This window comes from Bacillus sp. GbtcB14 (assembly GCF_019091205.1).
GTDB lineage: Bacteria > Bacillota > Bacilli > Bacillales > Bacillaceae_G > Bacillus_A > Bacillus_A cereus_AG.
Genome location: NZ_JAGXJT010000001.1, coordinates 401,502 through 423,845, shown reverse-complemented (window position 1 = coordinate 423,845; position 22,344 = coordinate 401,502). Strand labels below are relative to the sequence as shown.

Here is a 22,344-nt window from a genome sequence, read left to right as displayed (position 1 = left end):
CATTTATAAATGGCTTCTTTTTATATGAACGAATATTTACAATAGTAAGAAAAATAAACTATAATAAGGTGAGGTTTACTTTTTTTAGAAAAGGAGGGAGATGGCATGGAGCGCATGTTTCGCGTTCTCGGCTTTTGGACTGGAATTTTCTCGGTTATGTTTTACGTAGGGGATATGCATTCGACCGCACTACTATTTTTAGGACAAACAGGTTTCTTCGTACTTTTAAGCTATTTAAATTTAACAGAGCGTATGTATATATACGTATTCGGGGCATATTTAACTGTTTTCTTCATAGGATTTACATACTACACGACGTTTTTACTTGTCCCTGGGGCTGGACATTAAAAGATGGCATTTTGCCATCTTTTTTTAATTCCGCAATTTCCTAGTTGACTTATAGGTTTTATTACCTTATATTCTATATAACAGATTGGAATTAGGGGGAATCAACATGAATACACTGCTTGTCGGAATTAACGTTGCAGTCATGCTCATCTTAGTTGGCGTATTATATTATATGCAACGTAAGCATGTATCTTTTAATAAACGCGTATTTACTGCTTTAGGAGTCGGAATTCTATTCGGTCTTATATTACAATTTATTTATGAACCAACTTCTAAAGTAATTATTGAATCAAATACTTGGTTTGGCTTAATCGGTAACGGTTATGTGAAATTACTTCAAATGATCGTTATGCCACTTATTTTAGTATCTATTATTTCAGCATTTACAAAATTACAATTAACGAAAAATCTTGGTAAAATTAGTGGTCTTATTATCGGAATTTTAATTCTCACTACAGGAATTGCTGCAGCTGTCGGTATCGCTGCAAGTGCAGGATTTGATGTATCAGCAACAGGCCTACAACAAGGTGATGCAGAATCTGCTCGTCTGAAGCTAGTTGAAGAAAGATTTACTTCTATTGAAAAAACAACAATTCCAGATAAATTATTAGAACTATTGCCTACAAATCCGTTTCTTGATTTAACAGGTGCTCGTCCAACATCAACAATTTCTGTTGTAATATTTGCAGCCTTTATCGGTATCGCCTTTATAGGTGTAAAACGAAAATATCCAGAACAAGCAGAACTATTTAAGAAAATGCTTGATGCTGTATATGCAATCGTAATGCGTATGGTAACATTAATTTTACGTCTTACTCCATACGGCGTATTAGCTCTTATGGCAAAAACAGTTGCTGGTAGCGACATAAATGCTATTTTAAAACTTGGTAACTTCGTGTTAGCATCTTACGTAGCACTTATCGTAATGTTCGTTATCCACTTATTATTAATTGCTCTATCTGGTTTAAACCCAATTCAATATTTAAAAAAGGTGTTCCCTGTATTAACATTTGCATTCACATCTCGCTCTAGCGCTGGTGCAATGCCATTAAATATTGAAGCGCAAAAAGAAAAGCTTGGTATTTCCGAAGGAATTGCCAACTTCGCAGCATCATTTGGAGTATCTATCGGACAAAACGGTTGCGCAGGTATTTATCCAGCAATGCTTGCAATGATGGTCGCTCCAACTGTAGGAATCGATCCATTACAACCACAATTTATTTTAACTTTAATCGCTGTCGTTGCTATTAGCTCATTCGGTGTTGCCGGTGTTGGTGGCGGTGCAACATTCGCAGCATTAATCGTACTATCTACAATGAACTTACCAATCGGTATTGTCGCTCTTGTTATCTCAGTTGAGCCATTAATCGATATGGGTCGTACAGCTCTTAACGTAAGTGGTTCTATGACAGCAGGTCTTATTTCTAGTAAATGGCTTGGTGAATTAGATCAAGATACGTACAATCAAGATGATACAAAAACTGGCGAAATCGCTTCATAATAAAAAGGACGCTAGCAAAACTGTTAGCGTCCTTTTTTAGTTCTTTTCATCTTCCTCTTTATCTTTTATACATAAGGCATCACGTATATATATAACGAAATATACCGTTTTTCATTTTTTAATAACTATTAATTTTAAATTAAAGACTAACTATTATTCCTCATCTGCAAACTGTAAAAACTCTTCCAACGGCTCCTTTAACTCCTCCTCTATCTCACAATAAGATTCATCAACAAGTTCACCACTTAGCTTACTTCCCCAAAACCTTATTTGAAGCGGTACTCCTAAAAAATAATTACAACATTCCCAGATAGGAACTGTATAAAATTCAATCATCTTTCCTTCTTCATCTAATACAGCTATCGAAATGGATGAAGAATATCCTGTTTCAAAAGGATCTTCTTTATCTCTGATGAGTTCTATAAATAATTCCATGTTTTTTTCTATGTACAAATGTGAATAATCTTTAAAAAGTTTAAATGATATTCTCTCTATTTCTTTCTCCGTGCATTGAATTTTCTCTTTTAACTCCAATGTAAAATCTCGTTCTTTATACTTCATTCCCGTCTCCTTACACATAAAAAAGAGAATACAATAACATATTCTCTTTTCTCAAATATATTTCATTATCTCACAGCCCGTCCTTCTCACAAATAACCATTTTGTTCGCACCATTTATGAAATTGTCCTACGTCTACTCCAACTAACACGATATCCTTTAGCTCTACATCAATGCTTTGTTCTCCAATTTCAATAGCAAACTGCGATTCTAATTTTGTCTCGCTGTTCTTTACAATTCCAATTCGGTTCCGATGCGGTCCATCTTTTATATATGCTTTTTGTCCTACAATATCAAAGTTCAAGACTCTCACCTCTTTTATTGCGCTTAAATTTGAAATACGAACTCAAATTCGGAAAATTTCCTTTCCTTGCACTATTTCTCTATATATATGACGAAACAATAAAAGAGTCCTCCCTTCTTTACAATTATTTTTTCTTTGTATCATTTTTGTGATGGAAACGTAAAGTTTATAATAAAACACACTTGGAAGCGCTTTCTATGTAGTTTTTTATGTTATAATGTATAAGTAGAACTTCGTAAAGAGGGTAAAAAAAAATGAATACAAAAATGATTAAAAAAGTAATTGACGCATTAAAAGTATATGGCTTTCAGAATGTATCATTCTGTGACAAAACGAAACAATTTTTATTTCATAACGAAATGGATATTATGAGCGGCTATGCAGAAATAACATATAGTAGTCAATTTGAAAAATTTAACGTACAAATTCATCCAATTGAAACACATCACCAAGCAGAGTTACAAGAGGTTGAAAGACATATACAGGCTTGTATAAGAAAAGTAGAATATTTAAACGCACTTCTTAGCGGGCAAACAAAACTAGATGACAAAATTATTATAATGTAAAAAAAAGAACGTGATATCCTCACGTTCTTTTTTTTACATTATACGTTCATCTTTTCCTTCAGTTGTAATCCTGTAATGGATTGTAATACATCCATTGCTTCTCCAAATGTCATATCAAAGATTGTCTTATCTTCTATATACGGGAATTGTCTAAAGCGCTTTTCTAACATTTTCACGGCGTCCGACGTAAAGCGTGCACTATCAATGCCAAATTCTGTTTCAAGAAGAACGATCCAATCTAACACATGAAAACCTAATCCATTTACGAATGAAATAAGTTTTTTTTCTGGCTGTGAAGATAAGAATACGTTTCGTTCCATCTCATCGAAAAGTTCTTCACCTAAAACTTCTGCTAATTCATCATCATGTTCGCGTTCAATAATCTCTTCATATCCGTAATCATCAACAAGCTCTTCTACCTCTTCACTATCCTCACAAAGCAATTGACTAAGAAGTGCATCTTTCTTAAATTCACTATTTTGTACGACTTCTAAAAAGCTCGTTTCCCATCCATTTTCTAATTTCATATTATATACTCCTTTATATACGTTTCTTATCATCACTGTACCCAAAAGATCACTTTTATAACCTTTTAGACAGTTACTATTATTTCACGTGATCCATAACATAAGATGCAAATTCAGTTGCATCTCCTTCAAAAATATTTATTTCTGGCAAATGATAGAACGTTGTTTCAAGCGGGTTTCTTTCATGGTATACATATATCTTTTTCTTTAGCGCAATCGCCATTCCAAACTCTGTATGACTCCCATTTCCGCCATCTAATATAAGTAAAAAGACATTCGCTTCTTTAATAGCATTCTTTTCTGCCTGACCAATTTCTCTTAATTGATCTTGATTCACTGCTCTTTCGTTTCTTGTCCAATCATATGTATGGTGCCATCCTGCATGTTTCAGTTCATTTGCTATAGAACGTACAAGATGTTTATTTTGGAATCCTGAGGCGACATAAAAATTCATTTATATACACTCCTTCATTATGTACGGGAAACTCCTTTTAGCGTTACTTGCTATAAACATAATAAAGAACGACTTCAAAAAAAAATCCCCATCTTTAAAACTTATTTGCGTTTAAATGATGGGATTCTTCATGCTCTTCTTTTATTTTCTTCTTTTTATAACTTTCATCAGCTAACATTTCTAGCTCAGCTGTTATTTCTGATTTTTCAAGCTCTCTTTCTTGCGAAAATTTCCTTGAAATATAAACAATAACACTACCAACGTACAACACAAAGCATATAATAAGTGCAGTATTTTCATAGAGACTTAGCTCCAACACAGTCACTCCTAATCCATTCGTATTTTCACGCTTCATTAATTGGAATTTCCCTACTAATCCATTTGTTATTGTAACATAAAAATATCAATCCTTGGAATCTTTCATCCTACTAAAAAAGACATGATTGTTTCATCATGCCTCTGAAATATGTTGAATGATTGTTTGAATTGCTTCTTTTCCATTATATTTTTTTAGAGCTGTTTTATACATCTCATTATTTTGATTTAATTCTTCGACATGTTTTATAAGAGATTTCACAGTCACATCTTCTTCATACAATACAGAAGCATATCCTTGTCTTTCAAAAGACTCTGCATTTAGTATTTGATCTCCACGACTTGCAAATTTCGATAGCGGAATTAAAACCATTGGCTTTTGCAATGTTAAAAACTCAAAAATGGCATTAGAGCCCGCACGTGAAATAACAAAGTCTGTTATCGCTAATATGTCTGGCAGCTCTCCATGTATATATTCAAATTGTTTATATCCTTCTTTATTTTGTAAACTTTCATCAAGATTACCTTTTCCGCAAAGATGAACAATTTGATATTTTTTCAGAAGTTCTGGTAACGCCTCTCGAACCGTTTCATTAATTTTCTTTGCGCCCAAACTTCCTCCCATGATTGTAATAACTGGCTTTTTACGTGAAAAACCTAAAAACGCTAAACCTTTTTCACGATTTCCCTTTAGCACTTCTTCACGTACAGGAGATCCTGTATAGATTACTTTTTCTTTCGGTAAATGTTTCGCAGCTTCTTCAAATGTAACAAATATTTTCGAAGCAAAACGGAGCGCAATTTTGTTTGCTAGTCCTGGCGTCATATCAGATTCATGTAATAAAACAGGGACTCTATTTAGCCACCCTCCAATTACGACTGGTACAGATACGAAACCACCTTTTGAAAAAATCACATCCGGTTTTAGTTTTCGGATCCTTACATACGCATCCATAACACCCTTCATTACAAGAAAAGGATCTTTTATATTTTTCAAATCAAAATAACGGCGTAGCTTTCCGCTTGCAATACTATAGTACGGAATGCCTTCCTTTTCTATAATCGTTTTCTCAATTCCTTGATGAGAACCGATATAAGAGATATCCCAATTCTGTTCTTGTAAATGTGGAATGATGGCTAAATTAGGTGTTACATGTCCTGCCGAACCGCCACCTGTAAAGACTATTTTCTTCATACGTCTCCCCCTTCTACACTATAATACACTAAAATATCTTGCTTCAGGGTGAGAAAATACCATAGCCGTCACAGATGCTTCTGGCTCCATCATAAATCCTTCCGTTAATGAAATACCTATTTCTTCTGGATGAATAAGGCGAAATAACTTTTCTTGATCCGCAAGTTCTGGACATGCTGGATAACCAAAAGACACGCGTATCCCTCTATATTTCGTACGGAAACGTTCTTCCATCGTCAGTTCTGATGAATCTGGAATACCCCAGCGATCACGAATGAGCATATGTGTTTTTTCAGCAAGTCCTTCTGCTAGTTCAAGCGCTAACGATTGAATGGCATGACTGCGTAAATAATCCCCCTTCGCCTTCCACTCTTCAGCAATATCCCGAACGCCTTCCCCAACCGTAACAGATAGGAAAGCAACATAGTCCATTTCATCTCCAACTGGTCGTAAATAATCACCTAAAGTACGATATGGTGCTTTTCCTTGTCTTGGGAATGTGAAACGCTCTATAACACTTGTATGATCTTCTGGATCATATATTACAATATGTTGTCCGTCGCTTTGCGCTGGGAAAAATTGATACACCGCTTTCGGTTTTAACCAAGATTGTCCTTCCTGCAATAATTCGTCTATTAAATCATTTAATGCGTGTGCTCTCTTATCTCCCTCTCGCAGAAGCTTCTTCACATTTCCTTTTAATCCAAGGTGATGTCCAAGTAGCATTTGTCTATTTAGAAATGGAGCGAGATGAAGGGCAGGAATATCACGTAATACAATTCGCTTTGTTGAATCAGGTATCATAACCTCAGCCTTCGGTAATGGTTCAATTACTGCTGGAATTTCTACTTTCTTATCCTCTTTTTTTACGATATGAAGATGACGCTCTTTTTTATCTTGTTTCATCTTCTCGCGCTCTTCTTCTTTTTGAAGCTTATTAATAATATCAAGCCCCGTCATCGCATCACTCGCATAGCATACAAGCCCTGTATATGATGGTGAAATACGGTTATCTGTAAACTTTCTCGTTAACGCTGCCCCGCCTACAACGATTGGAATATCAATATTTGCCGCTTTTAAATCTTCAGCAGTCGTTACCATTTGTTGCGCTGATTTTACTAATAAACCAGAAAGGCCAATAATGTCAGGCTTCTTTTCTTGTACTTCTTGTACAATTCGATCCGAGCGAACATTGATTCCTAAATTAATAATCTCATATCCGTTATTCGATAAAATAATTTCAACGAGATTTTTCCCAATATCATGTACGTCACCTTTAACAGTTGCTAATAATACTTTCCCTTTTTTCGCACTCTCGCTAGATTCCATATGTGGTTCTAAATAGCTTACGGCAGCTTTCATACTTTCAGCACTTTGCAATACTTCGGCAACGATAAGCTCATTATTATTAAATAGCCGTCCCACCTCATCCATTCCTGTCATAAGTGGCCCATTAATAATATCCAAAGGTTTTCTTCCTTCTGTAAGTGCGAGGCTTAAATCTTCTTGTAGCCCTTGTTTCGTACCTTCTACAATGTAATTTGCCAGCCTTTCATCAAGAGTTAATGTTTCTTGGATAACGACAGCTTTCTTTTTTGCCGCGCGATAGAAATTTGTAAATTCTTCTAACGTCTCTTGCGTCGTTTCAAAAAGTAATGCATCTGCAAGACGTTTTTCTTCCTCTGGAATTGACGCATATCGTTCTAATTTTTCCGTATTCACAATCGCGTAATCTAATCCTGTTTTCGTTGCATGATATAAAAAGACCGAATTTAATACTTCGCGGCCAGCTGGCGGTAAACCAAATGATATGTTACTTACACCTAAAATCGTTAAACACTCTGGTAATGCTTCTTTAATAAGGCGAATTCCTTCTATCGTCGCTGCCGCTGAACCAATATATTCTTCATCACCTGTACCTACAGGAAATACAAGTGCATCAAAAATAATATCTGACGGGCGTATACCATATTTCGTTGTCAATAACTCATAACTTCTTTTCGCGATTTCGAGTTTGCGTTCTGCACTAACCGCCATACCATCTTCATCAATTGTTCCTACAACAATAGCAGCACCATATTTCTGAAGAAGCGGCGTCACTTTTTTAAATCGTTCTTCTCCATCTTCTAAATTAATTGAATTAATAACAGCTTTTCCTTGAATATAAGTAAGAGCTCGCTCCATCACATTTTCATCTGTTGAATCAATCATAATTGGTACTTTTAATACTTTTGTAACTTCTGCCAAGAAGTTTTCCATATCTTCTATTTCATCGCGATCAGGATCTGCCATACAAATATCAATAATATGAGCATTTTTCTTCACTTGCGCTCTTGCGACTTCAGCAGCCTCTTCAAATTTCCCTTCTGCTACTAATCTTTTAAATTTACGTGACCCAATAACGTTTGTTCTTTCACCAACAAATAACGGCCTCATAGAGTCATCATATTGAAGTGCCTCTAATCCACTAACCCCGTGTCCAGCTCTTTCATGATGTTCACGCGGCTGAAGAGAAGCTAACGCGGATTTCATTGCTTTTATATGTTCTGGTGTTGTACCACAACAACCACCTATAATATTAACCCATCCTTCTTCAGCAAATCGCTTCACTTTTTCAGCGAGAGAAGATGGAGATTCATGATAATGTCCATCTTCATCAGGAAGACCTGCATTGGGATAACAAGAAATGTAACACTCCGATAAATCGGATAGGGAACGAATATGGTCTCTCATAAACTCTGGACCAGTCGCACAGTTTAATCCAACAGACAATGGCTTCATATGTTCTACCGATAAGTAAAAAGCCTCAATTGTTTGCCCAGCCAGAGTCGTTCCCATCGGTTCAATCGTTCCCGAAATCATGATAGGCACAATTTTATTTAGTTCGTCAAAAGCTGCTTGGATTCCAATATAAGCAGCCTTCACGTTACGCATATCTTGACTCGTCTCGACGAGTAATACATCTACGTCGCCATTTAATAAGCCTCTTGCCTGCCGTGTATAGGCTTCAATTAATTCTTCAAACGTCACACCACCAGTAACACTAATCGCCTTCGTTGTCGGCCCCATTGCTCCCGCAACATATACTTCCTTCCCGCTTTCGTTGACCGCTTGCTTTGCTAAACGCGCTGCCTTCTCATTTAGTTCCTCGTCTAAATGAGACAGCTCATAATCACTTAATACAATGTTTGTCGCCCCAAATGTATTTGTTTCAATAATATCCGCTCCAGCTTCAATGTAAGATTTATGGATTTTCAAAATGACATCAGGCCTTGTTTCTACTAAATATTCATTACACCCTTCGTACTCTTCTCCTCCGAAATCTTCCGCAGTTAAGTCCTCTTGCTGAATCATTGTTCCCATTGCACCATCTAATATTAAGATGTTATTTTGTAATTTTTCTTCTATACATTTCATCAGTTAATACCTTCTTTCACTTCTTGCTTTTCTCTCACATATTTAACAAGATGTTCTGTAATTTCATATTTTAGAAATGGTGTAATAAGATAAATGCCGTTAAAATATTTCATCGCCGCATCAATCAATTCTTGTGAAATGCGAATCCCTTCCTCAATTGCTGCCTCTTTCGTTTCATGTCCATCCATTCTCTCCCTTATTTCTTCAGGTAGAGTAATACCCGGCACCTCAAAATGAAGGAAATCTGCATTCCTTTTACTTATTAATGGCATAATCCCAATAAAAATAGGTTGTTCCAAATGCTTTGTCGCTTCATACACTTCTTCAATTAATGCGATATCGTAAATCGGCTGCGTTAAGAAATATTCTGCTCCAGCATCTATTTTCCGTTCCATTCGCTTAACCGCTGCTTTTAAATGTCTTACATGCGGATTAAACGCACCTCCCACTGAAAACCTTGTTGCTGGACCTATTGATTTTCCTAAAATAGAGCGCCCATCGTTCATCTCTTTAATCATTTTAATGAGCTCAATAGAGGACAAATCATATACAGAAGTGGCACCTGGAAAATCACCAACGCGCGCTGGATCCCCAGTTAAAGCTAACACTTCTTCCATGCCTAACGCTGATAGGCCTAGTAAATGAGATTGTAGTCCGATAACGTTATGGTCTCTACACGTTAAATGAGTCAATACTGGAATATCGTGCTTCGTTAATAATGCCCCCATCGCCATATTCGAGACGCGTGGCGATGCTAATGAATTATCTGCTAGAGTAATAGCATCTGCCCCAGCTCTTTTCAATACTCTTGCTCCTTCAAAAAACCGCTGCGTATCTAACGTTTTCGGTGGATCTAATTCCACTACTACTGTCGTTTGTTTTTTTGCTTTCTCTGCTAAAGTGACATGAGCTTTCGAACGTTTCTCATGTGTATGAACTACTTTCGGTCTTTGAATCGTATCCTTTTCTATTACAGGTGTAACGTTTAGAGTAGCACGTTTCATACTTTCAATATGTTCTGGAGTCGTGCCACAACAACCACCCAATAACCGAATACCTTGCTCAATAAATTTCGGTGTCATCGCTTCGAAATAAGCCGGACTTCCCTCATATACGTAACGTCCCTCCACATAATTCGGGAGACCTGCATTTGGATATGCTGACAAGTAGCCATTTTGAGGAATCGATATCATTTTAAAAGCTTCCGTCATGTGAAGTGGCCCTAGTTGGCAGTTCAATCCAACAACATTTGCACCGTAATCTAAAAGCTGTTTTAATATTTCATTTACATCATTTCCATTTTGAGTCGTACCTGCCTCATGTAACGCTAACTGAGCTACAATTGGAATATTCGTTTGTTTTCGTAACACCTGAACAGCATGAAGTAATTCAAACTCATCATAAAAAGTCTCTAATAACAGTCCATCAACCTGTTCTTCTAGTAATGCACTCGCCTGTTCCAGTAACATAAATTCTCGCTCCATATCAGTTGTCGTAACAGCTCCGATATGTTTCATACCACCAATTGTTCCTAAAATTGCATTTCTATCTGTAACAGATGCTTTCGCAATCTTCACTGCCGCTTTATTAATTTGAACAACTTGATTCTCTAAGCCATACATACGTAATTTTGCTTCATTTGCTCCGTACGTATTTGTTTGAATCACATCTGCCCCAGCAGCTACATATTGCTTATGAATCGATATAATTAAATCTGGATCAGATATATTCAATTCTTCAAAACTACTTTGCAAGCCATGTGAATGTAATAAAGTTCCAACCGCGCCATCACCTATTACAATTCCTTTTGATAATAAATCTAGTAATTTCACAAATCTCCCTCATTTCTATCAATATAAAAACCCCCTCTTCACTTTGAAGAGGGGGACATAATCGATCCTCCTCTTATCATGCAAAACATTCGTTTTGCAGGTATTAGCACCGTTTCAAACATTTCGTTTGAAGGTTGCCGGGTTTCACAGGGCCTTTCCCTCCACCGCTCTCAATAAGAGTTTGTCTTTATTATTTTATTTATGTAGCTAAAAGGAAATACGTTCCCCTTTTAACAATGTTTGTTAATTTTTTAATAAATTTAGCATGCACAAATACAAAAGTCAATGACACTTGCGGAAAAATAAAAATTATTTAAAATAAAGTTGCAATTCAATTATCTTTTGTTGTAAAGTTAAAAACATAATAAAATTTCATACGAACATTCTTATCTAGAGAGGTAGAGGGACTGGCCCTATGACGCCTCAGCAACCATTAACATTTGTTAATAAGGTGCTAATTCCAGCAAATTGTGAAAGATTTGACAGATGAGAAGAAGACTCTATTCAAACCGAAAGCCTTCTTCTTAGAAGGCTTTTTTTATTTTACATTCACTTAATTGTTAATTTAAAAAGGAGGAATTTTTAAATGTCAACTATTGAAACAAAACTAGCACAAATCGGAAACCGGAGCGAAACTACAACAGGAACTGTTAATCCACCTGTTTATTTCTCAACTGCTTATCGTCACGAAGGAATTGGTAAATCTACTGGTTTTGACTATTCACGAACTGGAAATCCAACTCGCGGCCTGTTAGAGCAGGCAATCGCAGACTTAGAATACGGTGAACAAGGTTATGCCTGTAGTTCAGGGATGGCAGCTGTTCTCCTCGTCCTTTCCCTATTCCGTTCTGGAGACGAACTTATTGTATCCGAAGATTTATACGGGGGCACTTATCGATTATTTTCTGAGCATGAAAAAAAGTGGAACGTTCGATGTAGATACGTAAATACACAATCTATTAAACAAATTGAGAAAGCTATCACAACTGAAACGAAGGCTATTTTCATAGAAACTCCGACTAACCCATTAATGCAAGTTACCGATATTGCCGCTGTCGCAACCGTAGCGAAAAGACACGGACTACTTCTTATTGTAGACAACACATTTTATACGCCTTATATACAGCAGCCATTAACAGAAGGTGCCGACATTGTGCTTCATAGCGCCACAAAATATTTAGGAGGACATAACGATGTACTAAGCGGTCTTGTCGTTGCAAAAGGAACGGAACTTTGTGAGGAAATCGCTCATTATCATAATGCCTCTGGTGCGGTTTTAAGCCCATTTGACTCATGGCTATTAATTCGCGGTATGAAAACGTTAGCGCTTCGCATGAGACAACATGAAGAAAATGCAAAAGCAGTTGTTGCTTATTTAAATAATGAAGACGGGGTGACAGATGTATTTTATCCTGGAAGAGGCGGCATGATCTCATTTCGTCTGAAAGATGAAACATGGATTAATCCCTTCTTACAATCTTTATCCTTAATTACATTTGCTGAAAGTCTTGGTGGTGTTGAAAGTCTAATGACGTATCCAGCAACGCAAACACATGCTGATATCCCAGAAGAAATCAGAACAGCAAACGGTGTATGTAATCGTCTTCTACGATTTTCCGTTGGTATTGAAAATAGTAACGATTTGATTCAAGACTTAAAGCAAGCCATTAAACTTGTAAAAGAAGGTGTAAGAATATGAGTTATTCTATAGATACACTCTTACTGCACAACCAATATAAACACGACTCGCAAACAGGAGCTGTTAACGTTCCCATCTATAACACATCAACATTCCACCAATTTGATGTAGATACATTCGGAAAATATGATTATAGCCGCTCTGGTAATCCAACTCGTGAAGCTCTTGAAGATATCATTGCTTTATTAGAAGGCGGAACAAAAGGATTTGCCTTCGCATCAGGAATTGCAGCGATTTCTACTGCATTCCTCCTTCTTTCACAAGGCGATCACGTACTCATTTCAGAAGACGTATATGGAGGCACTTATCGAATTATAACTGAAGTTCTCTCCCGTTACGGTGTTTCACATACATTTGTTGATATGACCAATTTAGAAGAAATAAAGCAAAACATTAAGCCAAATACAAAACTCTTTTATGTGGAAACGCCCTCTAATCCACTTTTAAAAGTGACAGATATTCGTGCAGTTTCTAAACTTGCAAAATCTATCGACGCCCTTACTTTTGTTGATAATACATTTTTGACACCACTATTCCAGAAACCACTTGATCTTGGGGCCGATGTCGTTCTTCATAGTGCCACAAAATTCATTGCTGGTCATAGTGATGTTACTGCCGGATTAGCGGTTGTAAAAGATACCGAACTCGCTCAAAAACTTGGATTTTTACAAAATGCATTCGGTGCTATTTTAGGTCCTCAAGACTGTTCTCTCGTACTTCGCGGCCTAAAAACATTGCATGTACGTCTTGAGCATTCAGCTGCAAACGCCAATAAAATTGCACACTATTTACAAGAGCACGCTAAAGTTCAAAATGTCTATTATCCTGGCTTACAAACACATCTTGGATTTGATATTCAACATTCACAAGCTACATCAGCCGGAGCTGTCCTATCTTTCACTTTACAATCAGAAGACGCACTCCGCCAATTTTTATCAAAAGTAAAATTACCTGTCTTTGCAGTTAGTTTAGGAGCTGTCGAATCGATTCTTTCCTACCCAGCTAAAATGTCACATGCAGCCCTGTCACAAGAAGCTCGTGATGAAAGAGGGATTTCTAATTCATTACTTCGGTTATCCGTCGGCCTTGAAAATGTTGACGATTTAATATCTGATTTTGAAAATGCCCTTTCTTATGTAGAAGAACCTGTAAATGCGTAGAGAAAAAAGAAGATATGAAATTAAGTTTTCATATCTTCTTTTTTATGCTGTTAAGTATATTTTTCACTTTTCGTATAGTTCATAAAAAAACGAGAGAGCACCATCTATTTCCAAATTATAAATTAATTGATATATTAAGAAGTAAAAAAAGGGGGGAAATAATGGATACTTGTGCAGATGTTTTAATCGTTATCGATTTACAAAATGGAGTATGTTATAACGAAGAGCATTTATTTGATCTACAAAATTTACTTCCAAAAGTAAATAATAGAATTTCTTCATACAGAAAATCAAATAAATCAATCATTTTTGTTCAACATTGTGATGAGGATTTAGTACCTGAAAAAGAACTTTGGGCTCTTCATATTGATCTAGATGTTCAAGAACAAGATTTTTTTGTAAGAAAAACACATGCAAATTCATTTTATAAAACAAACTTAAAAGAAATTTTAGACCAATTATCTGTACAGCGTATTGAATTTTGTGGTGCCCAAACAGAGTACTGCATGGATGCTACGATAAAATTTGCCCATGGACTAGGATATGAAAACTTCATGGTACAGAAAGCAACCTCTACGTTAAACAATCCATTTATGTCCGCAAAAGAGACAATTGATTTTTATGAGAATATATGGACCCACAGATTTTTAAAATTGATGAAAGATGAAATCTAGAATACATAACTAATGTCTTGGTAATTCTAAGATTTATCAGCTATATTCAAACATTTCATTTTCACCATAAAGAAGCTGACTACATTTAGCTTCTTTTCTTTTTAACCTGTTTTATATTCTAGATATTACATTATAATCCCTTTATCTTATTATTTTAAAAATTTTGTATATTCATTTGAAAGAATAAGAAAATCATGGTAAGATTGTGTTACAAATATATCTATATCTTTCAATTTTTAAAACGCATCGAAATTTTCACTCAAAAATGTCATTTTACAAAACCGTGCTAAATCATCTACTTTATTTACATCAGAGTCTCTTTTCTTACAATTTCTTTACTTTAGGACTTTTTTTCTGCAACAACTGTTTTCTTTTCTTTAATTTTTTGGTATGTATAGTATGGTATAACAGCTCACACGGAGGTGGAAAAGAACATGTTAGAAACCTTTCAAAAAGAAATAGAACTATATGAAAGCAATGCAGAATTATTGAAAGTACTTGCTCATCCTGTTCGCTTATGTATTGTAAAAGGATTAATTGAACGTGGTCCAAGCAACGTTTCTACAATGTACACTGGCTTAAACATGCCACAATCTACAATTTCACAGCATTTAGCAAAGTTAAAAAGTGCTAAAATCGTTTCTAGTGAAAGAAAAGGATTGGAAATTTATTACAAAGTAGAAAACGAAACAATTATTCAACTCGTTCGCGTATTATTAGGTTAGGGACTAATAAACAGAAAAAAAGGACGTATTTTATATTTTTCATCTCATATCTTTAATATAAATATATATCATGAGAGGAAATATATGATACTACATAAGTCGTATTAAAAAACAAGACACAGAAATATGCTGTGTCTTGTTTTTTATACTTTTAAATACCGTTCCAAGTGTAACTGTTGCATATGTTTCGTATGTATAACAACATCAAATGCACTCCCTAATCCTCCGCTCAAAATCATAGAACGAACTGCTCGATTTTGTTTTTGAGTTTCAGAAAAAGGATTCCGATCTTGATGATTTGTAAGCTGGTCTAATATTCCTGCTGCTAACAAAAACTCCGATTGCTTCTTATGCCATACTATATCCATGCCTTGCAGGCTAAACATCTCTTTCAGTTCGTCCCAATGAATATGAGTAGTAAGATCCATTTCACCTGGATGCGCTAAAGGATTACGGATTAACTTATGCTCGTAATACCCTCGTAAACTTCCTTCTTGACGTGCAGGATGCATCCATTCTTCTTTTGTGTATCCATAATCAACTGTAATACATATACCTTTTTGAAACCATTTCGCAATTTCTTTTATATATTCTTCCATTGAAAGTGGTACTTCAAAACGCTGCCCTTCAGCAAGATGAATATTATATTTCAATAAGTATCGACCAATGCTTTTATGTAACGGTCTATATACTTCTGCAAGTTTCCCTTCCTCTGTGTACGTAACACGTACTTCATACAATATTCCATTTCTCTTCTCAATTACTTCAACAGGAAATGCATCAAATAACTCATTCGAAAAAAGAATCCCATCGAACGATTCTCCCATTTCACTATGCGACGTATAATAGGACACATTAGAAAACGAACAAAGATTTTTCTGCTGTAAGTTTCTATGAAAAGGGCTCATTTCAATCACTGAATAGTTTAAATCAATAAAGGTTTCTGGAGATACTTGCTTCCACTCTTGTAAAACATCATAGGCAAACCTTCCTGTTCCCCCGCCAATCTCACAAATATTCGGAGCAACTTCACCATTTTCAACAAGACGAATAAAAAACTTTGCAAATGTTTTTGCAAAAACAGAGGATACGTTGCTACTTGTAAAAAAGTCCCCTTGTCTTCCAATTTTTTCACGCTCTTTCATATAGTATCCATGTTCCGCTGCGTATAATGCAAGGTTCATATATGTACTATATGAAATCGAATAATCCTTTTCTTTTTCCATCCATTTTCTAAAAATGAGCTCCATCCCCATAATGACTCCTTACTGTAAAAATGGATTATTTTCTTTTTCAAAACCAATGCTTGTTTCTGGACCATGTCCACATAACACCGCTGTTTCATCTGGTAACACAAATAATTTTTCTTCAATACTTCCAATCAATTCAGCAAAACTCCCACCAGGTAAATCTGTTCTTCCGATGCTCATTTGGAACAATACATCTCCAGAAAATACAGCATTCGCCTCTTTACAATAATAAGAAATACTGCCCGGAGAATGTCCTGGCGTCTCAAATATTTCAAAATTAAATGAACCAATTGCTAATGCACCTTCTGTATCAATAATACGATCTGCTGGTTTTGCTGTAATGCTACGATTCATCATAAAAATTTGAGAGCCATTTACAGTTGCATCGCCTAACCAATCTGCTTCTTCTTTATGTACGTACACAGGAATATGAAAAGCGTCTCTTACCGCATCAACAGCACCAATATGATCGAAGTGAGCATGTGTTAATAAAACAGCCAGTGGCTTTAATTGTTCTTCTTGTAAATATGTAACAAGTTTCTCTCCTTCGTGACCAGGATCAAAGATAATACACTCATTTTGATCATTCTTTAAAATATAAGCATTCGTTTGTAATGGGCCTAACGGCATTTGTATCCATTTCATATGAAAATCTCCTCCAATTATTAAACTTACTTTCAATGATACAACATTTTTTTCTCTTAGGAAAAGAAAGGATGCTATCTCGACAATCATTTTTAAAACATGTACAATATAAAAGAGTAAATATTCCAAAAACTCATATTGAGGAATGGGTAGACAGAGGAGGATATTGTATGGGCCTTGTTATTATTTTTGCGCTAGTCACTCTGTTAGCTGTATTTGCTACGCTTAGAACACTTCGTGAAAAGAACTTTTTCGCAGGTGGTTTTGCAATTGCAACTGTACTCGTTTTCGGATGGTTTACAATCATGACTGTTCTATATAACGGGTACCCACCAGCAGCTTAATTCGTTAACATGTTATTTTTCATCAAGATTTCACACAAAAAGAGGAAGGGTTTCCCCTTCCTCTTTTCATATTTTACAACTTATACCATCTTCGCTTCGTATTTGTGCTTTTTTACAAGCCAAGCTCCTCCGATAACACCTGCATCATTACCAAGTATTGCAATCGCTAACTTCGTGCTCTTTACAGCACGTGAGAAAGCATATTGCTCGAAATAACGTTGAATTGGCTCTAATAGTGCATCTCCAGCTTTAGACACACCGCCGCCAATAACAATTTTCTCTGGGTTCAACGTACTAGCAAGGTTCGCTACAGCTAATCCTAAATAAGAAGCTACTTTTTCTACTACTTCGCCTGCTAGCTCGTCACCTTGTCCAAGTGCTTCAAATACATCTTTTGATGTAATACGCCCTTCTTCTGCTAACATAGAACGTAGCATACTCTCTTTATCAGTCTCTTGTATTTTTTGCATAGCAACACGCACAATACCTGTTGCAGATGCTACTGTTTCTAGGCAACCAGACTTCCCGCAATTACATGGGAAAGCATTTTCTGTAACGACTGTAATGTGTCCAATCTCACCAGCAGCACCGCTTACGCCGTGTACAATCTCACCATTGGCAATTACACCGCCGCCAACACCAGTGCCAAGTGTCATACAAATTAAATCTTTTGCTCCTTCACCAGCACCTTTCCACATTTCACCAAGCGCTGCTAAGTTTGCATCATTATCAATAACAACAGGTAATCCTGTTTCTACTTCTAATAAATCTTTTAACGGATAGTTTTTCCATCCTAAGTTAACCGCTTCGTAAATCATTCCAGATGCCACGTGTACAGGACCAGGAGCTCCCATACCAATACCGATTAACTTGCTTTTCAATTCGCCTAACTCTTCTAACTTTTTATCAATAGCTTTCGCTACATCAAGCGTAATATGTTTTCCTTGCTCATTTGTATTCGTAGGGATTTCCCACTTATGTAAAATTTCACCGTACACATTAATAAATGCTAATTTAATCGTTGTACCACCAAGGTCAACACCAACTAACCATTTCTCTTCCATGTTGCTTACCTACCTTTATCTAATTCTTATTTAGCTCTTTTTGAATTTCTTGCTTCAATAAAAATAAAGCTGTTTGATAGTCTTGTGGATCGATTAGCTGTGATTGATTTAATTCACGCAATTCATCTTGCATTAATTGTAAATCTGCAATTCGATCACCCGTATAAATAATCGTACCAAATTTCTTTAGCAATTGCTGAATATCATAAATAGATACCATTTCATCACCCTCTATGCTCACTTACTATAAAAAATTATAATAAGAAAACGTTCACATATTTTATTATAATCAAGAAGAAAAAGTCTCGTCAATTTTTATTTGTCTATACAAGCCCATTTTTAACCATTGTTCCTTTTTCTGTAATAATTTTTTCTACATTTTTATCAAACGGCTCTACTGGAATATGTTCCACCATTTGAAAACCATAAGCTAATGATAGCGTTTTCCCTTTATAATGCACGAGATAACGATCATAATAGCCACCGCCATATCCAATCCGTTCTCCTCGCCCTGTATAAGCTACGCCCGGCACGATTTGAAGATCAATGTCATCTGCACCCACTTCTTCCGTAAGCGCTGGAATTGGTTCACGTAAATTCATATACACTGTTTCTAATTGATCAAAATTACTAATTTGTCGGAAGGACATTGTTCTTGTTCCTTTATTACACTTCGGAACAACAACTTTCTTTCCCTCTTCCCAAGCTTTTTCGATAATAGGATATGTATTCACTTCATTTTCCATTGAGAGAGTGATCCCGATTGTTTTAGCTTCAGCCCACTCTTTTTGCGCATACAACGAAAATGCAATTTGCTCTGATAAAGTTGTATACCGTTCTTCTGATAAAGAATTCATGTGCTCTATTATTTGTTTACGTAAACGTAGTTTCTCTTCTCTCACACATTTTCCCCCTCACAGTGATACTTTGCTCTACGATGATAGTGTATCACTTTTAACAGAGGAATCGAATAAAAAAAGAAACAGTAGGAAAATATTCCTACTGCTTACTTTGTTTCACGGTGTAACGTAGACTTCTTGTCACGCTTGCAATACTTTTTAAGCTCGATACGCTCAGCGTTGTTACGTTTGTTTTTCTTTGAGATATAGTTACGATCTCCGCATTCTGTACATGCTAGAGTAATATTCACACGCATTCTTATTCCCTCCAGTACTAATAACTTAAATCAGACTATACTATAATACCACTTTTAAAATAAAAATTCTACACCTTTTGATATTGTCTAATTTTTTCTATAAGATTTTTCATGTTTTCCCTTGCTATTACTGGGTTTCTGGCATGCGAATACACTAAAAATTTCGGTTGTTTTGTGTCAGAAACGATATAAGACCACTCTTTTTCGGTATATTTGAACTGTACTCCTTCAAATATACCTTCTTCCTTTCTTTCCATATCAGCCAATAATTTCCTCATTATTTTTCCTTTTTCATTCCATGAACATACAACTTCATCACAAAGTAGATAGAGCGGCGGCGATTGCTCTACTATGCTGAGAAATGTTTTCCCCTGCAATGCTATTAGCTCAAATAATTTTCCTATTCGATATAAAATATCTCTCTTCCATCTCGCTTGAAACGACTTCTTTTCATCCTGCGTATAAAATAGAAGGTAACATTCTCCTAATTTCAAAGACATTGGGTAAATATTTCCTGTCGATTCAAGTAATAAATCTGGAATATCTACCTCTTCAAAATCTGTACCTTGGTAAATATTACTATGATTATCATATAACTCGAAATAATTTCCTTGCTCCGAAAACATAAGTGCCATATTTGCTTTACTTGATTTCATCAAGGCTTTCACATGATCCTTTTGTTCACCTGCATAAATCCATGTAATTGTGCATCCGAGCCTTTGCAAAAAGAGCATAAGTAAATGTTGTAACATATCATTCCTTTTATTAATAAGAAGATGAAACTTCTGTTTTTGTATTTTTTCAATATCGATACGTTCTAATACAGCCTCTATATAATCATGTAAAGAAACGTGGACTAGCTTATTCTGTCCCATTTCCTTCTCACATACGTAATAAAACGACTCAGACATATATACTTGTTCTATCGCTTTTTGCTGCTTATACGTTAATTGTACCCCATCCTTACCATACAACTTTATTACAACCTCTTTTTCATTTTCCACTTGAATGAAAACCCCACCTGCACATTGCAAATCCTGAATGCTATACTGAAAAAGCGACTCGTTCATTTCTTTGCATTCCATTGTATGAACCCCGATACCATGAATCGCATGAAGAAAGAGATTTTTATAAGAAGTCGTTTCTATATGTTCTTGACTCCCGATTAAGATACTTTCTCCTTTGGCAAAAAGAGATCCATACGCCATCGCAACCTTCACAATAAATTGAGGAGTGATCTCAACATTACCTCTTCCTACAATGCGGCTTTTTTGCAACCACCCCGCACTCTTTTCACTTTCTTGAATACCAGACGATCCTACTACCGAATAGCTGTCAATCGCCTTATATGGCCATAGTTTTCCCTTTTGCTTAATTACCGTACTTTTCCCTATATGACAATGATCCGCCACAATGCTTTTTTGAAACAGTGTAACGTCATCTTCCACCGTTGTATGCTCTCCTATTGTCGTTTCTAATAGCTCGCAATACTGCCCAATGTGCGCATTTGCAAAAACAATACTTTTTTGAAGATGAGAATAACTTGAAACAATACTATTTTTCCCTATAATAGAGTACGGCTCAATTACAGCTCCAGCACCAATCTTTGCTCCTTCTCCAATAAAAGAAGGGCCGTGAATTTTCGTTCCTTTTCCAATCGCCACACCTTCCCCCATCCATACCATCGGCAATACTTCCGTATAAGGAATAGGTACTTGCAATTTTTTCGTTAACAAATCAAATTGTGCTTGTCGATATTGATCAAATGTACCGATATCTAACCAATAGCCTTCTGACAAATATGCAAATAACGCATTCTTATTTGCCAATAATGGAAACACATCTTGACTGAAATCAAAAAATTCTCGGGGCGGTATGTAAGAAAAAATTTCTGGCTCCATAATATATATACCTGTATTCACAATATTAGAGACTACTTCATTCCAGCTCGGTTTTTCTATATATCGTGTAACCTCTTGCTCTTTGTTCATTACAACTAAACCGAATGAAAGTGGATTTTCTACTTCCTTTACAAACATAGTTACCATTCTTTTCTTTTGTTCATGAAACGTAATTCCTTCTGATAATTGAAAATCAGTTAACGCATCCCCGCTTATCACAACAAACGTTTCATCTAAAAATGTTTCCGCTTGTTTAATACTCCCTGCGGTTCCAAGCGGTGGAGAGTCTTCAAAGTAGTACAAGTTAACGCCCCACTTGCTACCGTCACCAAAATATTGCTTAATGGCTGTACTCATATACTGAACAGTAATTGCAATTTCACGAATACCATGCTGACGTAATAATTCAATATTGTATTCCAAAACTGGCTTTTCTAATAATGGCAACATCGGCTTTGGAGTATTACATGTTAATGGTCTAAGGCGTCGTCCTTTTCCTCCAGCTAAAATAACCCCCTTCATATACTTCAGCCTCCACTTATATAATGTTCAGTAACTTCATATACGATATGTATATTATCTCCCCCGTATTAACTAGCAGTATAAAATGAAACTTTAATTAGTAGGGATTTTGCTGCATCTCTCACTGATTATTAGCCCTGACCACTCAGGCTTTTACAGGCAGTAAAACTCCCTATATACATGTAC

The 22,344-nt window shown here is 35.9% G+C and carries 23 protein-coding genes and 2 riboswitches; of the genes, 8 read left to right on the top strand and 15 right to left on the bottom strand.

Annotated features, from left to right (window positions below; all coding sequences use genetic code 11):
* Window positions 1-105: 105 nt before the first annotated feature.
* Both KVT31_RS02225 and KVT31_RS02220 read left to right on the top strand, forming a co-directional pair.
* Complete coding sequence (locus KVT31_RS02225) at window positions 106-348, top strand: DUF2626 domain-containing protein (protein WP_000440714.1); 243 nt, start codon at window positions 106-108, stop codon at window positions 346-348.
* Between the two features lie 106 nt (window positions 349-454).
* Complete coding sequence (locus KVT31_RS02220; protein ID WP_001094345.1) at window positions 455-1,849, top strand: L-cystine transporter; 1,395 nt, start codon at window positions 455-457, stop codon at window positions 1,847-1,849.
* Between the two features lie 153 nt (window positions 1,850-2,002).
* On the opposite strand, the gene KVT31_RS02215 is transcribed toward KVT31_RS02220, so the two are convergent.
* Both KVT31_RS02215 and KVT31_RS02210 read right to left on the bottom strand, forming a co-directional pair.
* Entirely contained in the window at window positions 2,003-2,410 is a 408-nt protein-coding gene (locus tag KVT31_RS02215; protein ID WP_088097749.1) for a hypothetical protein, read from the bottom strand.
* An 86-nt stretch (window positions 2,411-2,496) separates the two neighbouring features.
* Complete coding sequence (locus tag KVT31_RS02210) at window positions 2,497-2,712, bottom strand: DUF3912 family protein (protein WP_140392552.1); 216 nt, start codon at window positions 2,710-2,712, stop codon at window positions 2,497-2,499.
* A gap of 254 nt (window positions 2,713-2,966) precedes the next feature.
* Between KVT31_RS02210 and KVT31_RS02205 the strand changes: the two genes are divergently transcribed.
* Window positions 2,967-3,278, top strand: coding sequence for a hypothetical protein (locus KVT31_RS02205; RefSeq protein WP_001093232.1), 312 nt, complete (start codon window positions 2,967-2,969; stop codon window positions 3,276-3,278).
* A 38-nt stretch (window positions 3,279-3,316) separates the two neighbouring features.
* Here the strand turns inward: KVT31_RS02205 and KVT31_RS02200 are convergent, their stop codons facing one another.
* From KVT31_RS02200 to KVT31_RS02175, 6 genes are all read right to left on the bottom strand, one after another.
* Complete coding sequence (locus tag KVT31_RS02200) at window positions 3,317-3,805, bottom strand: hypothetical protein (protein ID WP_140392553.1); 489 nt, start codon at window positions 3,803-3,805, stop codon at window positions 3,317-3,319.
* A gap of 79 nt (window positions 3,806-3,884) precedes the next feature.
* Window positions 3,885-4,259 carry a nucleoside 2-deoxyribosyltransferase gene (locus KVT31_RS02195; RefSeq protein ID WP_088097752.1) on the bottom strand — a complete coding sequence of 125 codons (375 nt, stop codon included), beginning with the start codon at window positions 4,257-4,259 and terminating at the stop codon, window positions 3,885-3,887.
* 94 nt (window positions 4,260-4,353) lie between these two features.
* Window positions 4,354-4,614, bottom strand: coding sequence for a DUF3966 domain-containing protein (locus KVT31_RS02190; protein ID WP_000817963.1), 261 nt, complete (start codon window positions 4,612-4,614; stop codon window positions 4,354-4,356).
* Window positions 4,615-4,710: 96 nt separating this feature from the next.
* Window positions 4,711-5,769: an undecaprenyldiphospho-muramoylpentapeptide beta-N-acetylglucosaminyltransferase gene (gene murG, locus KVT31_RS02185; RefSeq protein ID WP_088097753.1), complete on the bottom strand. Its 1,059-nt coding sequence runs from the start codon at window positions 5,767-5,769 to the stop codon at window positions 4,711-4,713.
* Between the two features lie 18 nt (window positions 5,770-5,787).
* A complete protein-coding gene (metH, locus tag KVT31_RS02180; RefSeq protein WP_088097754.1) occupies window positions 5,788-9,186 on the bottom strand; it encodes a methionine synthase in 3,399 nt (1,132 codons plus the stop codon).
* Window positions 9,186-11,018 (bottom strand): bifunctional homocysteine S-methyltransferase/methylenetetrahydrofolate reductase, encoded by a 1,833-nt coding sequence (locus KVT31_RS02175; protein WP_088097755.1) that lies wholly within the window; start codon window positions 11,016-11,018, stop codon window positions 9,186-9,188. The genes metH and KVT31_RS02175 overlap by 1 nt, the downstream gene beginning before the upstream one ends.
* A 70-nt stretch (window positions 11,019-11,088) precedes the next feature.
* A riboswitch (SAM riboswitch) is annotated at window positions 11,089-11,198 on the bottom strand.
* A gap of 203 nt (window positions 11,199-11,401) precedes the next feature.
* Window positions 11,402-11,511, top strand: a riboswitch (SAM riboswitch).
* Window positions 11,512-11,604: 93 nt separating this feature from the next.
* Between KVT31_RS02175 and metI the strand changes: the two genes are divergently transcribed.
* From metI to KVT31_RS02155, 4 genes are all read left to right on the top strand, one after another.
* Window positions 11,605-12,717 carry a cystathionine gamma-synthase/O-acetylhomoserine thiolyase gene (gene metI, locus KVT31_RS02170; RefSeq protein ID WP_088097756.1) on the top strand — a complete coding sequence of 371 codons (1,113 nt, stop codon included), beginning with the start codon at window positions 11,605-11,607 and terminating at the stop codon, window positions 12,715-12,717.
* The gene (gene metC / locus KVT31_RS02165) at window positions 12,714-13,877 is read left to right on the top strand and encodes a cystathionine beta-lyase (RefSeq protein WP_088097757.1); all 1,164 of its coding nucleotides are present in this window, start codon (window positions 12,714-12,716) and stop codon (window positions 13,875-13,877) included. The genes metI and metC overlap by 4 nt, the downstream gene beginning before the upstream one ends.
* A gap of 161 nt (window positions 13,878-14,038) precedes the next feature.
* Complete coding sequence (locus tag KVT31_RS02160) at window positions 14,039-14,551, top strand: cysteine hydrolase family protein (protein WP_088097758.1); 513 nt, start codon at window positions 14,039-14,041, stop codon at window positions 14,549-14,551.
* 434 nt (window positions 14,552-14,985) lie between these two features.
* Window positions 14,986-15,276, top strand: a complete 291-nt coding sequence (locus KVT31_RS02155) for an ArsR/SmtB family transcription factor (RefSeq protein WP_000894375.1) — start codon at window positions 14,986-14,988, stop codon at window positions 15,274-15,276.
* A gap of 143 nt (window positions 15,277-15,419) precedes the next feature.
* Here the strand turns inward: KVT31_RS02155 and KVT31_RS02150 are convergent, their stop codons facing one another.
* Together KVT31_RS02150 and KVT31_RS02145 are read right to left on the bottom strand one after the other, a co-directional pair.
* Window positions 15,420-16,532, bottom strand: coding sequence for a class I SAM-dependent methyltransferase (locus tag KVT31_RS02150; RefSeq protein ID WP_088097759.1), 1,113 nt, complete (start codon window positions 16,530-16,532; stop codon window positions 15,420-15,422).
* A 9-nt stretch (window positions 16,533-16,541) separates the two neighbouring features.
* Window positions 16,542-17,171, bottom strand: a complete 630-nt coding sequence (locus tag KVT31_RS02145; protein WP_088097760.1) for an MBL fold metallo-hydrolase — start codon at window positions 17,169-17,171, stop codon at window positions 16,542-16,544.
* A 170-nt stretch (window positions 17,172-17,341) separates the two neighbouring features.
* On the opposite strand from KVT31_RS02145, the gene KVT31_RS02140 reads away from it, so the two are divergent.
* Window positions 17,342-17,515 carry a DUF2759 domain-containing protein gene (locus KVT31_RS02140; protein WP_000524846.1) on the top strand — a complete coding sequence of 58 codons (174 nt, stop codon included), beginning with the start codon at window positions 17,342-17,344 and terminating at the stop codon, window positions 17,513-17,515.
* 80 nt (window positions 17,516-17,595) lie between these two features.
* Here KVT31_RS02140 and glcK read toward each other — a convergent pair whose 3' ends face one another.
* The 5 genes from glcK to KVT31_RS02115 all read right to left on the bottom strand — a co-directional run bounded on the left by glcK (window position 17,596) and on the right by KVT31_RS02115 (window position 22,158).
* Entirely contained in the window at window positions 17,596-18,579 is a 984-nt protein-coding gene (gene glcK, locus KVT31_RS02135) for a glucokinase (RefSeq protein WP_088097761.1), read from the bottom strand.
* Between the two features lie 19 nt (window positions 18,580-18,598).
* Window positions 18,599-18,799: a YqgQ family protein gene (locus KVT31_RS02130; RefSeq protein WP_000253699.1), complete on the bottom strand. Its 201-nt coding sequence runs from the start codon at window positions 18,797-18,799 to the stop codon at window positions 18,599-18,601.
* 103 nt (window positions 18,800-18,902) lie between these two features.
* Window positions 18,903-19,481, bottom strand: a complete 579-nt coding sequence (locus KVT31_RS02125; protein WP_088097762.1) for a 5-formyltetrahydrofolate cyclo-ligase — start codon at window positions 19,479-19,481, stop codon at window positions 18,903-18,905.
* Between the two features lie 104 nt (window positions 19,482-19,585).
* A complete protein-coding gene (gene rpmG / locus KVT31_RS02120) occupies window positions 19,586-19,735 on the bottom strand; it encodes a 50S ribosomal protein L33 (protein ID WP_001265616.1) in 150 nt (49 codons plus the stop codon).
* A gap of 68 nt (window positions 19,736-19,803) precedes the next feature.
* Window positions 19,804-22,158 carry a sugar phosphate nucleotidyltransferase gene (locus KVT31_RS02115; protein ID WP_088097763.1) on the bottom strand — a complete coding sequence of 785 codons (2,355 nt, stop codon included), beginning with the start codon at window positions 22,156-22,158 and terminating at the stop codon, window positions 19,804-19,806.
* Window positions 22,159-22,344 lie beyond the last annotated feature (186 nt).

Excerpts from the sequence above, each read along its gene's own strand:
- KVT31_RS02115 (WP_088097763.1), bottom strand. The coding sequence starts at position 22,158 with ATGAAGGGGGTTATTTTAGCTGGAGGAAAAGGACGACGCCTTAGACCA.
- metC (WP_088097757.1), top strand. The coding sequence starts at position 12,714 with ATGAGTTATTCTATAGATACACTCTTACTGCACAACCAATATAAACAC.
- KVT31_RS02190 (WP_000817963.1), bottom strand. The coding sequence starts at position 4,614 with ATGAAGCGTGAAAATACGAATGGATTAGGAGTGACTGTGTTGGAGCTA.
- KVT31_RS02145 (WP_088097760.1), bottom strand. The coding sequence starts at position 17,171 with ATGAAATGGATACAAATGCCGTTAGGCCCATTACAAACGAATGCTTAT.
- KVT31_RS02150 (WP_088097759.1), bottom strand. The coding sequence starts at position 16,532 with ATGGGGATGGAGCTCATTTTTAGAAAATGGATGGAAAAAGAAAAGGAT.
- metI (WP_088097756.1), top strand. The coding sequence starts at position 11,605 with ATGTCAACTATTGAAACAAAACTAGCACAAATCGGAAACCGGAGCGAA.
- KVT31_RS02140 (WP_000524846.1), top strand. The coding sequence starts at position 17,342 with ATGGGCCTTGTTATTATTTTTGCGCTAGTCACTCTGTTAGCTGTATTT.
- rpmG (WP_001265616.1), bottom strand. The coding sequence starts at position 19,735 with ATGCGTGTGAATATTACTCTAGCATGTACAGAATGCGGAGATCGTAAC.
- murG (WP_088097753.1), bottom strand. The coding sequence starts at position 5,769 with ATGAAGAAAATAGTCTTTACAGGTGGCGGTTCGGCAGGACATGTAACA.
- metH (WP_088097754.1), bottom strand. The coding sequence starts at position 9,186 with ATGAAATGTATAGAAGAAAAATTACAAAATAACATCTTAATATTAGAT.
- KVT31_RS02130 (WP_000253699.1), bottom strand. The coding sequence starts at position 18,799 with ATGGTATCTATTTATGATATTCAGCAATTGCTAAAGAAATTTGGTACG.
- KVT31_RS02220 (WP_001094345.1), top strand. The coding sequence starts at position 455 with ATGAATACACTGCTTGTCGGAATTAACGTTGCAGTCATGCTCATCTTA.
- KVT31_RS02215 (WP_088097749.1), bottom strand. The coding sequence starts at position 2,410 with ATGAAGTATAAAGAACGAGATTTTACATTGGAGTTAAAAGAGAAAATT.
- KVT31_RS02195 (WP_088097752.1), bottom strand. The coding sequence starts at position 4,259 with ATGAATTTTTATGTCGCCTCAGGATTCCAAAATAAACATCTTGTACGT.
- glcK (WP_088097761.1), bottom strand. The coding sequence starts at position 18,579 with ATGGAAGAGAAATGGTTAGTTGGTGTTGACCTTGGTGGTACAACGATT.
- KVT31_RS02155 (WP_000894375.1), top strand. The coding sequence starts at position 14,986 with ATGTTAGAAACCTTTCAAAAAGAAATAGAACTATATGAAAGCAATGCA.
- KVT31_RS02205 (WP_001093232.1), top strand. The coding sequence starts at position 2,967 with ATGAATACAAAAATGATTAAAAAAGTAATTGACGCATTAAAAGTATAT.
- KVT31_RS02160 (WP_088097758.1), top strand. The coding sequence starts at position 14,039 with ATGGATACTTGTGCAGATGTTTTAATCGTTATCGATTTACAAAATGGA.
- KVT31_RS02200 (WP_140392553.1), bottom strand. The coding sequence starts at position 3,805 with ATGAAATTAGAAAATGGATGGGAAACGAGCTTTTTAGAAGTCGTACAA.
- KVT31_RS02225 (WP_000440714.1), top strand. The coding sequence starts at position 106 with ATGGAGCGCATGTTTCGCGTTCTCGGCTTTTGGACTGGAATTTTCTCG.